14 protein-coding genes are annotated in these 13,567 nt (G+C 52.9%); 10 read left to right on the top strand and 4 right to left on the bottom strand.

Annotated elements, in window-relative coordinates:
- Positions 1–38: 38 nt before the first annotated feature.
- Together proI and namA are read left to right on the top strand one after the other, a co-directional pair.
- Positions 39–878, top strand: coding sequence for a pyrroline-5-carboxylate reductase ProI (gene proI / locus LG52_RS03745; protein WP_044730923.1), 840 nt, complete (start codon positions 39–41; stop codon positions 876–878).
- Between the two features lie 140 nt (positions 879–1,018).
- On the top strand, positions 1,019–2,041 hold the full coding sequence (gene namA, locus LG52_RS03740) for an NADPH dehydrogenase NamA (RefSeq protein WP_044730922.1): 1,023 nt from the start codon (positions 1,019–1,021) through the stop codon (positions 2,039–2,041).
- Between the two features lie 3 nt (positions 2,042–2,044).
- On the opposite strand, the gene rnz is transcribed toward namA, so the two are convergent.
- A complete protein-coding gene (rnz, locus tag LG52_RS03735) occupies positions 2,045–2,971 on the bottom strand; it encodes a ribonuclease Z (protein WP_044730921.1) in 927 nt (308 codons plus the stop codon).
- Between the two features lie 237 nt (positions 2,972–3,208).
- Between rnz and zwf the strand changes: the two genes are divergently transcribed.
- The 4 genes from zwf to LG52_RS03715 all read left to right on the top strand — a co-directional run bounded on the left by zwf (position 3,209) and on the right by LG52_RS03715 (position 6,382).
- Positions 3,209–4,693 carry a glucose-6-phosphate dehydrogenase gene (gene zwf, locus LG52_RS03730; RefSeq protein WP_419761073.1) on the top strand — a complete coding sequence of 495 codons (1,485 nt, stop codon included), beginning with the start codon at positions 3,209–3,211 and terminating at the stop codon, positions 4,691–4,693.
- 100 nt (positions 4,694–4,793) lie between these two features.
- Positions 4,794–5,411: a cyclase family protein gene (locus tag LG52_RS03725; RefSeq protein WP_044730919.1), complete on the top strand. Its 618-nt coding sequence runs from the start codon at positions 4,794–4,796 to the stop codon at positions 5,409–5,411.
- A 242-nt stretch (positions 5,412–5,653) separates the two neighbouring features.
- Positions 5,654–5,965, top strand: coding sequence for an AbrB/MazE/SpoVT family DNA-binding domain-containing protein (locus LG52_RS03720; RefSeq protein ID WP_044730918.1), 312 nt, complete (start codon positions 5,654–5,656; stop codon positions 5,963–5,965).
- The gene (locus LG52_RS03715) at positions 5,966–6,382 is read left to right on the top strand and encodes a PIN domain-containing protein (RefSeq protein WP_075261716.1); all 417 of its coding nucleotides are present in this window, start codon (positions 5,966–5,968) and stop codon (positions 6,380–6,382) included. It begins immediately after the preceding gene.
- 26 nt (positions 6,383–6,408) lie between these two features.
- Here the strand turns inward: LG52_RS03715 and LG52_RS03710 are convergent, their stop codons facing one another.
- The 3 genes from LG52_RS03710 to LG52_RS20460 form a co-directional block, all read right to left on the bottom strand.
- Positions 6,409–7,776 (bottom strand): glycoside hydrolase family 1 protein, encoded by a 1,368-nt coding sequence (locus tag LG52_RS03710; RefSeq protein WP_044730917.1) that lies wholly within the window; start codon positions 7,774–7,776, stop codon positions 6,409–6,411.
- Positions 7,777–7,992: 216 nt separating this feature from the next.
- Positions 7,993–8,406, bottom strand: coding sequence for a hypothetical protein (locus LG52_RS20465; RefSeq protein WP_231584418.1), 414 nt, complete (start codon positions 8,404–8,406; stop codon positions 7,993–7,995).
- Between the two features lie 49 nt (positions 8,407–8,455).
- Positions 8,456–8,740: a hypothetical protein gene (locus LG52_RS20460; RefSeq protein ID WP_231584417.1), complete on the bottom strand. Its 285-nt coding sequence runs from the start codon at positions 8,738–8,740 to the stop codon at positions 8,456–8,458.
- Positions 8,741–9,068: 328 nt separating this feature from the next.
- On the opposite strand from LG52_RS20460, the gene LG52_RS03700 reads away from it, so the two are divergent.
- From LG52_RS03700 to LG52_RS03685, 4 genes are all read left to right on the top strand, one after another.
- Positions 9,069–9,755 (top strand): response regulator transcription factor, encoded by a 687-nt coding sequence (locus LG52_RS03700; RefSeq protein ID WP_044730916.1) that lies wholly within the window; start codon positions 9,069–9,071, stop codon positions 9,753–9,755.
- Complete coding sequence (locus LG52_RS03695; RefSeq protein WP_044730915.1) at positions 9,755–10,759, top strand: sensor histidine kinase; 1,005 nt, start codon at positions 9,755–9,757, stop codon at positions 10,757–10,759. Before LG52_RS03700 ends, LG52_RS03695 begins: the two co-directional genes overlap by 1 nt.
- 93 nt (positions 10,760–10,852) lie before the next feature.
- Positions 10,853–11,608 (top strand): ABC transporter ATP-binding protein, encoded by a 756-nt coding sequence (locus LG52_RS03690; RefSeq protein WP_044730914.1) that lies wholly within the window; start codon positions 10,853–10,855, stop codon positions 11,606–11,608.
- Entirely contained in the window at positions 11,605–13,530 is a 1,926-nt protein-coding gene (locus tag LG52_RS03685; protein WP_044730913.1) for an FtsX-like permease family protein, read from the top strand. Before LG52_RS03690 ends, LG52_RS03685 begins: the two co-directional genes overlap by 4 nt.
- The last annotated feature ends 37 nt before the right edge of the window (positions 13,531–13,567 follow it).

Raw genomic sequence — 13,567 nt, 5'->3', positions numbered from 1 at the left:
GCCTGACTTTATACGCCAATGCAAGGAGGAGTCGAACGATGAACAACGAACGGACAATCGCGTTGATCGGAGCCGGTTCGATGGCAGAAGCGCTCATCGCCGGCATGACGAAAGCATTTTGCCATCCAGCGCACATTATCGTCACCAACCGACAAAACCGCGCCCGGCTCGAGGCGCTTGCGCGCCAATACGGCGTCCGCACGGCGGGCTCGGCGCAAGAAGCCGTCAAACAGGCGGATGTCGTCATTTTGGCGATGAAGCCGAAAGATGTCGCGGAAGCCATGAACGCCATCGCGCCGGCCCTTCGCGCAAACCAGCTTATTCTCTCGCTGCTCGCCGGCATCACGACCGAAACGATCGAACAGCTCGCCGGATGCGACGTCCCTGTCGTGCGCGCCATGCCGAACACGTCGGCCGCTGTCAGCTTATCGGCGACCGCGATCGCCGGCGGCCGTTTTGCTTCCAAAGAGCATCTTGACGTCGCGAAACAGCTGTTTGAAACGGTCGGCATCGTCGCCGTCGTGCCGGAGCGCGATTTGCATGCAGTCACCGGCCTGTCCGGGAGCGGTCCGGCGTATGTCTATTACTTGGTCGAAGCCATGGAAAAAGCGGCAGCCGACATCGGCCTCGAGCGCGATATTGCCAAAACGCTCATTTTACAGACGATCATCGGTGCAGCGGAAATGTTGAAAGCATCCGATAAGCACCCGTCCGTCCTGCGCCGCGAAGTCACAAGCCCGGGCGGCACGACCGAAGCCGGCATCAAGGTGCTTGAGCAATACCGGTTCCAAGAGGCGGTCATCGCCTGCATCCGCCGGGCGACGGCCCGTTCCGAAGAGCTCGGCAGCGCTCTTCTCGCTGCCATCGCCGAAGCGTAAAGAGCGGACCTCCGGAGCGCGCCGCTCGCTTTCCCGCCTAGTCCGAACACGGCAACAATCCGTTTCATTTTGTTTTTGATAAGCAGCGTGCTATCATTCAGTAATGAACTATTCATTGTCATAGAAAGGAGCTGCTTGTCATGAACACGATGTTGTTTTCGCCGTATACGATCCGCGGGCTGACGCTGAAAAACCGAATTGTCATGTCGCCAATGTGCATGTATTCGTGCGACACGAAAGACGGCGCCGTACGCACGTGGCATAAAATCCACTACCCAACGCGCGCTGTCGGCCAAGTCGGCTTGATTATCGTCGAAGCGACCGGTGTCACCCCGCAAGGCCGCATTTCCGAACGCGACTTAGGCATTTGGAGCGATGACCATATCTCGGGGCTTCGCGAACTCGTCGGACTTGTGAAAGAGCATGGCGCGGCCATCGGCATCCAGCTCGCCCACGCTGGCCGGAAGTCGGAAGTGCCAGGGGAGATCATCGCCCCGTCGGCCATCCCGTTCAACGAATCGTCGCGGACGCCGAAAGAAATGACGAAAGCCGACATTGAAGAGACGGTGCAGGCGTTCCAAAATGGCGCACGGCGCGCGAAGGAAGCTGGTTTCGACGTCATCGAAATCCACGCCGCCCACGGCTACTTAATCAATGAATTTTTGTCGCCTTTATCCAACCGACGCCAAGACGAGTACGGCGGTTCGCCGGAAAACCGTTACCGTTTCTTGGGCGAAGTAATCGACGCCGTCCGCGAAGTGTGGGACGGACCGCTTTTTGTCCGCATCTCGGCATCCGACTACCATCCGGACGGGCTGACGGCGAGAGATTATGTCCCATACGCCAAGCGGATGAAAGAACAAGGCGTCGACCTCGTCGATGTCAGCTCCGGCGCGGTCGTGCCGGCTGCTATTGACGCCTATCCCGGCTACCAAGTGCCGTTTGCCGAACTGATCCGCCGCGAAGCGGACATTCCGACCGGCGCCGTCGGCCTCATTACGTCCGGCTGGCAGGCGGAAGAAATTTTGCATAACGGCCGCGCTGACCTCGTCTTTTTGGCGCGCGAGCTGCTGCGCAACCCGTATTGGCCATACGCCGCGGCGAGAGAGCTGGGCGTGAAAATCGAAGCTCCAGTCCAATATGAGCGCGGCTGGCGGTTCTAGCCTCTATTTTTCGCGCGGAATGGGAAACGAGGCGAAATCAGCGGCCAGTTCGGTATTCGGAAACACGCCGCGCGCCTCGGCGACGAGCTGCCATGCCGCCGCACCTTGGTAGCGAGAGCTGATATGGGTCAAAATAAGCCGCTTCGCCCCGGCCCGCCTCGCCACCTCGGCTGCGTCGATGGTCGTGGAATGAAAATAGTCATGGGCCTGCCGCTGTTCCGCCGCGGCAAACGTCGCCTCGTGGACGACGACATCGGCATCGCGGGCGAGTTCAATCGCCGCTTCGCAAAAACGGGTGTCGCCCAACACGGCGACGATTCTCCCCTTTTGCGGCGGCCCGACAAATTCGCGCCCGTCGATGGCCGTGCCGTCCTCGAGCACGACCGTTTTCCCCTGCTTGATTTGTTGGTAAATCGGGCCGGGACGGACGCCGAGCGCTTGCAATCGATCGACCAACAGCGGGCCGGGCAAATCTTTTTCGACGACGCGGAAACCGTATGACGGCATGCCGTGGTCGAGACGCTTGGCCATGACGGTAAACCGGTCGTCGTCAAAAATGACGCCCTCATCGATCTCAACAATGTTCAGTTCATACCGGAGCTTTGTCCCGCTGACGGCAAGGGCCGTTTCGACAAACGCGCGCAGACCGCTCGGGCCAAAGACTGTAAGCGGCGTCTCGCCGCTTTGAAACGAACGGCTGCCGAGCAATCCAGGCAACCCGAACAAATGGTCGCCATGCAAGTGAGTAATAAAAATATGCTCAATGCGGCGCGGGCGAATGGCAGTATGCAAAATTTGATGCTGCGTCGCTTCGCCGCAATCAAACAGCCATGTCGCCCCCCGCTCGTCAAGCAGCTGCAAAGCGACGGACGATACGTTGCGCTCTTTCGCCGGCACGCCGGCGCCGGTGCCTAAAAACAACAGTTCCAACGCGCTTCACTCCTTATCTCGCTCATCATTGCCTGTTGTTAGCGTACCAATGTCGGAACGGCTTTTCAACTTTCTTTTTCGCTCAAAAACACCGGGCTGACACCCGACTCTTTCATGAACATAGGCGCTTTGCCGGCGGGAACGCAACAAAGTGTTTGCGTTCCCGCCGGCAAACCTCTACAATGATTTCATTGAAGAGACAAATTTGGCTAAAGCGAGGTACATACGGTGGACAACATGAACCCGAAATCGATCATCGTCATTTTCGGAGCGACGGGAGATTTGGCAAAACGGAAGCTGTTTCCGTCCCTTTACCGCCTGTATGAAAAAGGGCATTTGAACGAACAATTTGCCGTCGTCGGCGTCGCGCGCCGCCCGTTATCGCCGGAAGAGTTTCGAAATTATGTGCGCGACTCGGTGGAAACGGCGTTTCAGCAAAAGCTCGTCGACGAGCGTTTCACCTCCCATTTCTATTACCATCCGTTCGACGTGACGGAAGCCGAGTCGTACCAGCGCTTAAAGTCGCTCCTTGAACAGCTCGACGGCACATACGAGACCGAAGGCAACCGCATCTTTTACTTGGCGATGGCTCCGGAATTTTTCGGCACCGTCACGTCCCGCTTGCAGTCGGAAGGATTGACGGAAACGCGTGGCTTTAAGCGGCTCGTCATCGAAAAGCCGTTCGGCCATGATTTGGCGAGCGCCAAGAAGCTGAATGGCGAGATTCGCCGCGTCTTTTCCGAGCGGGAAATTTACCGGATCGACCATTACCTCGGCAAAGAAATGGTGCAAAACATCGAGGTCATCCGCTTCTCAAATGCCATTTTCGAGCCACTTTGGAACAACCGGTTCATCGCCAATATTCAAATCACATCGAGCGAAACGCTCGGCGTTGAAGACCGCGGCCGCTACTACGACCATTCTGGGGCGCTGCGCGACATGGTGCAAAACCATATGCTGCAAATGGTCGCCCTGTTGGCGATGGAACCGCCGATTAAATTGACGACCGATGACATCCGCCATGAAAAAGTGAAAGTGCTGCGCGCCTTGCGCCCCATTGTGCACGATGAAGTCGACCGCTATTTCGTACGCGGCCAATACGGGCGCGGGGTGATCCACGGCAAAAACGTGCCGGCGTACCGCGAGGAGCCAAACGTCGCCCCGGACTCGAACACGGAAACGTTTGTCGCCGGAAAACTCCTGATCGACAACTTCCGTTGGGCCGGAGTGCCGTTTTACATTCGCACCGGCAAACGGATGGCGGAAAAATCGACGAAAATCGTCGTCCAATTTAAAGATGTGCCGATGAACTTGTATTACCGGACGAATGAGACGATCGCCCCGAACTTGCTCGTCATCCACATCCAGCCGGATGAAGGGATCACCCTTCATTTAAACGGCAAAAAAACGGGCGAATCGACGACCATAACAGCTCCCTTTCAACTCGACTATTGCAACAACTGCATCGACGGCATCAACACGCCGGAAGCATACGAAAAACTGCTGTACGACTGCATGCGCGGCGATGCGACGAACTTCACCCACTGGGACGAGGTGGCGGCGTCATGGCAGTTCGTCGACCCGATTTCTGAAGTGTGGGCGAACACGAAAGCGGCCGACTTTCCAAACTACGCGGCCGGCTCCATGGGCCCGGCGGCCGCGGACGAGCTGCTCAAAAAAGACGGCTTCCACTGGTGGCCGATCGAGCATCCGCGGTCGTAAAGACGCGATGGCCCTTCCGTTGCGCCCATCGCGTCCTCTTTGACAAACCAACTTGGGGCGCTTGCCCCTTTTATCCCTCATGCAAAGGAGCGAATGAACGATGAAGGTGTATGACGTCACCGCCCCGATTTACGAGGGCATGCCCGTGTATAAAAACAAACCGGAAAAACAGCCGAAGCGCACCACCGTCACAAACGGCTATGTGACCGAATCGCGCATTGACATGGACGTGCACACCGGCACGCATATTGACGCGCCCCTCCATATGGTCGAAGGCGGAGCGACATTTGAAACGATTCCCATTGACCACCTTGTCGGCCCGTGCAAATTGTTTGACTTAACCGACGTCAATGACCGGATCACAAAAAACGATATCGCCCACCTTGATATTCAAGAAGGCGACTTCGTTTTGTTCAAAACAAAAAACTCGTTGGAAGATGCGTTCCATTTCGAGTTTATTTTCGTCGCCGAAGAGGCGGCTCGTTATTTGGCCGACAAACGGATCCGCGGCGTCGGCATCGACGCCCTTGGCATTGAGCGAGCGCAAGAAGGCCACCCGACCCATAAAACGCTGTTTGGCGCCGGCGTCATCGTCATCGAAGGGCTGCGGCTAAAAGAGGTCCCCGAAGGCCGCTATTTCATGGTCGCCGCCCCGCTCAAACTCGTCGGCACCGACGCCGCCCCGGCGCGCGTCTTGCTGTTTGACCGCGAGCCGTGAAAACAGCTGGTCCCTTGATGGGACCGGCTTTTTTATCATTCCAAACCGAGAAGCCCCCCTCTTCCACGCATGAGCGTAGGTAGGAGGGCGTTCAATGTCCATTCTCATCATTGTTGTTGTCCCCCACACAACTTCTTACCACACCAAAAATAATATGATTTTCAATGATTGATTAAACACAAAAATAAGACATATAATAAAAGTAAGTATAAAAAGTGTGTAGGAAGGAGCGAAACGCACCAATGGAGAAAATGAATGTTTCGGATCAACCATCGCCGATCGTCATGAAAGCGACAAGCAAACTGTCTAGCCGAGGGCAAGTGGTCATTCCTGCTGAAATCCGAAAAACATTAGGCCTTGCTGAAGGCGACGATCTTACGTTTATTGTAAATGAAGATGGGGAAATCAAAGTCGAAGTCACGAAGAAATATCGCTTGTCAGAATTAATCGGCATTCTCAAAACCAATCAGCCGTTCCGCCCCGTTGAGGAAATCCGAGATGAAGTCTATCGTACGATGGGAGCAAAAGAATTGAAAGACGGGGAGGAAAACTAAGTGACTCGCAAGCTGTGGATTGACACAAATGTGGTGATTCGAATCATGACCGGCCATCCCCAAGAGCTTGCGGAAGAAGTTGGCGACATGTTGCAGAAAGTAGAAGCAGGAGAATTGATTTTGCGCCTTAATCCGCTCGTCGTCGCAGAATGTTGCTGGGTGCTGGCCTCCGTCTATCAAGCATCGCCGTCCGACATTTCCGCCGCCTTATTAAAGTTTACCAACGGGATCGGGATCGAAACAGAGGAAAAAGATGTTGTGCAACAGGCGCTTCGAGATTATGGCGAGAAAAAGGTGGATTTCATTGACGCGTATATCGCCGCTCATGCAAAAGCGAATCCCCCAGAAGATGTCGTTACTTGGGACAAACATTTTAAACGATTGAACATTCGCCACGGTCGCCCTAAAGACTGGTAAAAAGGCGGGGGCTTCCCCGCCTCTTTTTACAGCTCTTCCCCATTCGTGCGAATGACGCGCTGGAACCAATAAAAACTTTTTTTCTTATAGCGCTTCAAATCGCGCAAGTTCTCGTCGTCCCGGTTGACGAAAATGACGCCGTAGCGCTTGCGCATCTCCCCTTGCGAACTTAACAGATCCGTCGCGCCCCACATCAAATAGCCGATCACCTCGACTCCTTCTTCCATCGCCAGCTTCATCTGTTCGATATGGCGGCGCAAATAGTCGATCCGCTCGTCATCCTCGACCGTGCCGTTCTCGTTTAGCTCCTCTTCCAGTCCAATGCCGTTTTCGGTGATGAAAATCGGCATTTCGTAACGGGCGTACACATCTTTTAAGGCAATCCGCAAACCGATCGGGTCGATCGCCCAGCCCCACTTTGTCTTTGGCAAGTGGGGATTCGATTCAAGCCCTTTGATGATCCGCTCATCCTGTTCCTGATGGCGGACGATTTGGCTTTGATAGTAGCTGAATGACAAAAAGTCGACCGTCTGCTCCCGCAGCAGCGGCTCATCTCCTTCTTCAAGCGGCAAGACGATCCCTTTTTTCTCAAGCCGATTCGTCACATAGCACGGATAGGCGCCGCGGGCGAACACGTCAAAAAAGAAATCGACGAGCAGCTCTTTCGCCTGCACGTTGGCGAGGGCATCTTCCGGCCGGCATGTCGCCGGATACGTCGTCAAATACGTCACCATCCCGCCGATCTTCGCCTCGGGAGCGATTTCGCGCAGCGCCTTCACGGCTTTCGCGTGGGCGATAAACACGTTATGACAGACGCGGTAGGCAAACGCTTCCGGGTCTTCGTCTTCCGGGCAGATCGCCCCCCATAAATGCGGGTTCTCCAACACTAAGTTTTGTTCGTTGAACGTCAACCAATAGTTCACTTTCCCACGGTAACGCTCAAATACGGTGCGTGCGTACCGCTCAAACAAGTCGACGACTTTCCGCGAGGCAAAGCCGTTATACGTTTTCGCCAACGCCAGCGGCAAGTCGAAATGGTACAGCGTAATGACCGGCTCGATGCCGTTCGCTCTCAATTCATCAAACACAGCGTCATAAAACGCCAAGCCCGCCTCATTCGGCTCCCCTTCCCCGTCTGGAAAAATGCGCGTCCAGGCGATGCTCGTCCGGTAGGCGGTAAAGCCGAGCTCCTTGAACAACGCGATGTCTTCTTTGTAGCGGTGGTAAAAATCGACCGCCACTTTCCAGTCGGAATGCCCTTTTGGAATCGGGCGCGCATCAACGATCGACAGCCCTTTTCCACCCTCGTTCCACGCCCCTTCCGTCTGGAACGACGTCACTGCCCCGCCCCATAAAAAGTCGTCGGGGATGATCGATTTACGCTGCTGTGACATGGAAAGACCCTCCTATCTGTGAACGGACGTGTTTAAGTGATTGAACGCCTTGGAAAGTTCACCCTTGGACATCATCCTCATTATGACATATTTGCTTCTTTATAAAACTAGACGGGCGGAGGTACGATCCCGTCAAGACGTTGTGAAAACTTTTTTGGTTAGCTTATTTTCCATGCCGCTCTGGCGAAGCACCAACGCTCCCCCAGCAGCGGCGGTTTATCGAGACGGTTTTTGCTTAATCAAATAATGGTCCGTAGCCACTTTTCGATACGTGAAGATCATTCCATCATCCCCAGCCGTTGCGAGCAACGCTTCAGATGACAAATCGGCGATTTTCGTTTCTGTTGCCCGGTTATAAATGGCTCGGCTGGTGATGATATATTGACCGCTCGCCGCCCGCAGCGGCTCCGGAAATTCAGCGGCCACCAATGCGCCGGGCTGGGCTGGATTGATGCGCGCCTTTCCGTAAAAAATCTCCCCGCCGTTCATAAAAAAGGCATCGTCCCCTCCAGGGAAGGACAACAGTTCCGAAACATGCCAATCAGAAAGCCGCACCGCATACAGAGCGTGATCCGATGTTCCTTCCTGTCCGACATACAATACATTTTGTTTTTTGTCATACACAATCATTGGATTGATGAATACCTTTGGGATCCGCTATTGTTTTTTCGTCTTCATATCATAAACGGCAATCGATTCCCGTCAACGTGAGGCTATTGTCCGTGAAGAAAATTTTCCCGCCCCCGATCGCCAATGTGCTCGCTTCAATAAATAATAACATCCCCTTTTCCGTGAGCGCATAAATATACCCATTTTGATCATCCATGACCCAATCGAGCACGCGCCCAGGAAGCTGTTGCGTACGCGGTCCGGCCGCTTCCGCTTTAGCGGAAGGAGACACATGGAGAAGACAGATAAACAAGAAGAGACAAAATAAAAAACCTTTCCTAAATGTTGTTCCCATTCCAATCCTCCGTCAAACGATGATTTCTAACTCCTATACATTCCTTGCGCATAGCATAGCTCAAACAATCAAGCACCACCATTTGGCCATTCCTTCTCCATCCTCCATATCCATGATAGCCCATCGTTGATCATCACTTCAAGCTCTTTTTGCCATACGCACCCCGTTCGGCCGCATACACCAACCGCCGCCGATCACGAACAGCGGCCATCGCTTTGCTGTCTAATACATTTTCATGCTTTCCATTTTGAACCTCCTTTTCCCCGAACGGTCAAACAAATATAATGAAAACGGAACTCCCAATAGAAACAAGTGGGGTGAGGCAAAGTTGAACATTTTGCTCATTGAAGATGACGCAACGTTGTTTCAAGAAATCAAAGAACGTCTCGAACAATGGTCATACAACGTTTGCGGCATCCGCGATTTCAGCCGTGTGATGGAAGAGTTTTCGGATTGCAAGCCGCATTTGGTCATCATTGACATCCAGTTGCCGAAATTTGATGGATTCCACTGGTGCCGGCAAATTCGTGCGCATTCGAACGTCCCGATTTTGTTTTTATCCTCGCGCGACCACCCGACCGACATGGTTATGTCGATGCAGCTTGGGGCGGATGATTACATCCAAAAGCCGTTTCATTTTGACGTGCTGATCGCCAAAATCCAGGCGCTGTTTCGCCGCGTGTACCACTACAACGCCGGACCCATTCAGCTGCAAACATGGCTTGGAGCCACGATCGACTATGAGAAAAGCACGGTCTCGAATGAACGCGGAACAGTGGAGCTGACAAAAAACGAACTGTTGATTTTGAAACATTTATTAACGAAGAAAAACCAAATCGTCACTCGCACGGAGCTGATCAAACGGCTGTGGCAGGACGAGCGGTTTGTGAGCGACAACACGCTGACCGTCAACGTCAACCGCCTGCGGAAAAAACTCGACGAACTCGACTTGGGACGCTTCATTGAAACAAAAGTCGGACAAGGCTATATGGCAACGGAAGAAGGGAGCCACTGATGATCAAAGACTATTTGTGGGAACGAAAAAGCTGGATGGCCCTCTTTCTCTTTCTGGAGCTGTTCATCTTGTTTGTCGCTTATCTGGATCCGACGATTCCCTTCTCCTCCGCCCTTTATATCGTCTTTTTAACGACCATCATCTTTGTTGTCTTTGTCATCATCCGCTGGAAAAAAGAAACGGCGTTTTATCAACGTTTGCAAGAGTGGGAATTCGGTCTCGATCCTGTCTCTGTCCTGCGGGCGGCAAGTCCGTTCGAGAGAATCGTTGAGCGCGTCATCGCCAGCCAAACGGACCAATGGAAACAAGAACAGGCGGAACACCGCGCTACATTGGAACAAGAGAAAGATGAATGGTTGTCATGGATTCACGAAATGAAAACGCCGCTTACGGCCATGCGGCTCATCATCGAACGGGTCGAGGATGAAAACACCAAGTCTCCGCTCTTGTATGAGTGGCTGCGCATTCACCTGCTTCTCGATCAGCAGCTTCATCAACAACGGCTGCCGCGCATGGAAAACGATTTATATATCGAACAAGTCGAGCTTGAGCCGCTTCTCGTCAATGAGATTCAGCCATTGCAATCGTGGTGTATGCAAAAAGGCATCGGCTTTGACCTTCAATTAGACGTCCGCTCCGTCCTGAGCGATGCCAAATGGCTTTCGTTCATCATCAGGCAGATCATCACGAACGCGGTGAAATACAGCGAGTCATCCGATATTGTCGTGAAAAGCTTTATGGAAAGCCGGCATGCCTGCTTGCAAATTCAAGATTTCGGCCGCGGCATTGATCCAAAGGACTTGCCGCGCATTTTTGAGAAAGGCTTCACCTCCACCACCGAACATCAAAATAAAGCAGCGACAGGGATGGGGCTGTATTTGGCGAAAAAAGCAGCCAAGCCGCTCCTTCTTGACTTTCATGTCGAATCCACCCCTGGGCGCGGAACGACGTTTACGATCATATTTCCGCAAGAAAATGACATCATCCGCACGCACTGCATGTGACGATTTTGTCACATGCGGTTTCATTTTGTTCGGCCAAACGCAGGAAAAAACCAGCACCATTGCTTATGATGGAAACGAAGGAGGGAAAACGATATGGTCATATTGGAAGCAACCAACATTCACAAAATTTACGGAACGAAAAAGAACCGACAAGAGGTGCTCAAAGGCATCGATCTGCGTGTGGAGAGGGGGGAGTTTCTCGCGATCATGGGGCCTTCCGGATCAGGGAAAACGACGCTGCTGAACGTTCTTTCCTCGATCGACCGGGTGAGCGAGGGCGCCATTTTCATCGGAGGAGCGAACATCGCCGCCATGAAAGACCGAGAACTGGCCGAATTTCGCAAACGCCATGTCGGATTCATCTTTCAAGAGTATCATTTGCTTGACACACTGACGGTCAAAGAGAACGTCCTTCTGCCTTTATCGATTACGAAAACGCCCAAACAAGAGGCGGAGAGACGATTTGCAGAACTGGCGGCCGAGTTTGGCATTGACGAGATCCAACACCACTACCCGAGCGAGATTTCCGGCGGGCAAAAACAGCGCACCGCCGCAGCGCGGGCATTCATCCATGAACCGAGCATCATTTTTGCTGATGAGCCGACCGGCGCGCTCGATTCGAAATCCGCTTCTGATTTGCTGCACAAATTGCAGCAATTGAATCAAAAACGGAAGGCGACGATCATCATGGTCACCCACGACCCAGCTGCGGCCAGTTTCTCGAGCCGTGTCGTGTTTATCAAAGATGGACAATTGTATACCCAGTTGTATAAAGGGGAAGAAACGCAGCAACAATTTTTCCAAGCCATTATGCAAACGCAAGGCGTGCTGGGCGGTGTCCGTCCATGAACATGAAACGGCTTCTGTTTCGGAACATCAAACAAAACATTCAACATTATTATTTGTACGTGTTTGCCTTGATGTTTGCTTCGGCCTTGTATTTCTCGTTCGTGACGTTGCAATATGATCCGGCCTTGGATGCCATCAAAGGGGGAGTAAAAGGGGCGGCAGCGGTTCGCGCCGGCTCGATGCTTCTGATCGTCATCGTCGGCGTCTTTCTTTTGTACGCCAACGCCCTGTTTATCCAACGGCGCGGCACCGAAATTGCTTTGCTGCAATTGATCGGGTTGACGAAAAGAACGATCTTTTTCATGTTGGCCGCTGAAAATTTCCTTCTCTATTACGGTACACTGATCATTGGCATTTTAATGGGATTTGCCGCTTCTAAGCTGCTGATGATGATTTTGTTTAAAATCATCGATATTCACTTAACGGCGTCCCTATCCTTTTCCGTTCAGGCATTGGGACAAACGTTGATCGTGTTTAGTGTAATTTATACCTTCATGATGGGGATGAACCGCCTGTTTCTCCAAAAACAAACGATTTTATCCTTGTTCCGCTCCATATCGGCGACCGAGGCGAAACACATCTCTGCCTGGAACATGGTCGTGGGGCTGGCAGGGATCATCCTCATCGGCAGCGGCTATGGTATATCGACGAAATTGTTTAGCAGCGACTGGAAGTCCGTTCAAGGATTATTCATGGCTATGGCGTTCATTTTAGGCGCTGTCATCATCGGCACCTATTTGTTCTTCAAAGGAACGATCAGCTTTCTGTTCCACCTATGGCGGAAGCGCAAAGGCGGCTATTTGTCGATCAACGACGTACTGTCGCTGTCATCGCTCATGTTTCGCATGAAATCAAATGCATTGCTGCTCACCATCATCACGACCGTGTCGGCCGTCGCGATCGGGTTGATCTCGCTAAGCTATATTTCCTACTATTCAGCCGAGCAATCCGCGCAAAACAACGTCGCCGCCGATTTCGCGTTCACCGACAAAAAGGACGCCGCCCGTTTCACAGCTGCGTTGCGATCGCATGATATTCATTATCGGGAAACCGTCATTGACGTCATGGAAGTACCGACTGATATTTCCATGATTTTGGACGTCGCCGACCAAAGCCGACTCCAGTTTCACCCGTCCGCCACACCGTTATCGGTGATCAGCGACACGAGTACAGGCCGCATCGATGTCAAGCCTGGGGAAGCGCTGCTTACGGGATATCAGGACTTTCTTCGCCAATTCCTTCCCTTTAAAGAAACGGGAACGATTCGGCTGGAAGAAAACGGGCGCATGATCCCTCTGCATTACGTTGGAATGAAAAAAGACTATTACATCAACTACCATTTCACGTACGGCATGCCGACGGTCGTCATCGATCAAACGATGTTCGCCCGTCTGCAAAAAGGGATCGATCCTCAAAAGAAAAAGGTTCACATCGGCGTTCATCTGACCGATGAAACAAGCATCGACCGAGCCGATCAACTGTTCCAACGTATGGAGTTCGCCTCCATCGCCGATTCGCGCCTGGCGATGAGCCGCCACCAAAAGCAGACGTTCGGGTTGATCATGTTTGTCGTCACCTTTTTAGGGCTCGCCTTTTTGGTCACCTCCGGCTGCATTCTCTACTTCAAGCAAATGGGGGCCGGAGAAGAAGAACGACCGAACTACACGATTTTGCGCAAGCTCGGCTTCACCGAAAGCGACTTGCTCGGGGGCATCCGGCGGAAACAGCTGTTCTACTTTGGCGTTCCGTTGCTGCTCGGATTGTCTCACAGCTATTTCGCTGTCCGTTCCGGCTGGTTCTTTTTCGGCACCGAACTGTGGACGCCGATGTTGACGGTGATGGCGATTTACACGGTCTGCTATTCGCTGTTTGGCGTATTGTCCGTTCGTTATCACAAAAAGCTTATTCGCGAGGCGCTTTAAAACGATGCGGTGAGTGAAGGAAGAACCAAAACCGCTC

Source organism: Geobacillus kaustophilus, assembly GCF_000948285.1.
Classification (GTDB): domain Bacteria; phylum Bacillota; class Bacilli; order Bacillales; family Anoxybacillaceae; genus Geobacillus; species Geobacillus thermoleovorans_A.
The sequence above is the reverse complement of the archived record's forward strand: the minus strand, read 5'-3'. Positions and strand labels throughout refer to the sequence as shown.

Excerpts from the sequence above, each read along its gene's own strand:
- LG52_RS03685 (WP_044730913.1), top strand. The coding sequence starts at position 11,605 with ATGAACATGAAACGGCTTCTGTTTCGGAACATCAAACAAAACATTCAA.
- LG52_RS03695 (WP_044730915.1), top strand. The coding sequence starts at position 9,755 with ATGATCAAAGACTATTTGTGGGAACGAAAAAGCTGGATGGCCCTCTTT.
- LG52_RS03690 (WP_044730914.1), top strand. The coding sequence starts at position 10,853 with ATGGTCATATTGGAAGCAACCAACATTCACAAAATTTACGGAACGAAA.
- namA (WP_044730922.1), top strand. The coding sequence starts at position 1,019 with ATGAACACGATGTTGTTTTCGCCGTATACGATCCGCGGGCTGACGCTG.
- LG52_RS03725 (WP_044730919.1), top strand. The coding sequence starts at position 4,794 with ATGAAGGTGTATGACGTCACCGCCCCGATTTACGAGGGCATGCCCGTG.
- LG52_RS03710 (WP_044730917.1), bottom strand. The coding sequence starts at position 7,776 with ATGTCACAGCAGCGTAAATCGATCATCCCCGACGACTTTTTATGGGGC.
- LG52_RS20465 (WP_231584418.1), bottom strand. The coding sequence starts at position 8,406 with ATGATTGTGTATGACAAAAAACAAAATGTATTGTATGTCGGACAGGAA.
- LG52_RS03720 (WP_044730918.1), top strand. The coding sequence starts at position 5,654 with ATGGAGAAAATGAATGTTTCGGATCAACCATCGCCGATCGTCATGAAA.
- proI (WP_044730923.1), top strand. The coding sequence starts at position 39 with ATGAACAACGAACGGACAATCGCGTTGATCGGAGCCGGTTCGATGGCA.
- LG52_RS20460 (WP_231584417.1), bottom strand. The coding sequence starts at position 8,740 with ATGGGAACAACATTTAGGAAAGGTTTTTTATTTTGTCTCTTCTTGTTT.
- zwf (WP_419761073.1), top strand. The coding sequence starts at position 3,209 with ATGAACCCGAAATCGATCATCGTCATTTTCGGAGCGACGGGAGATTTG.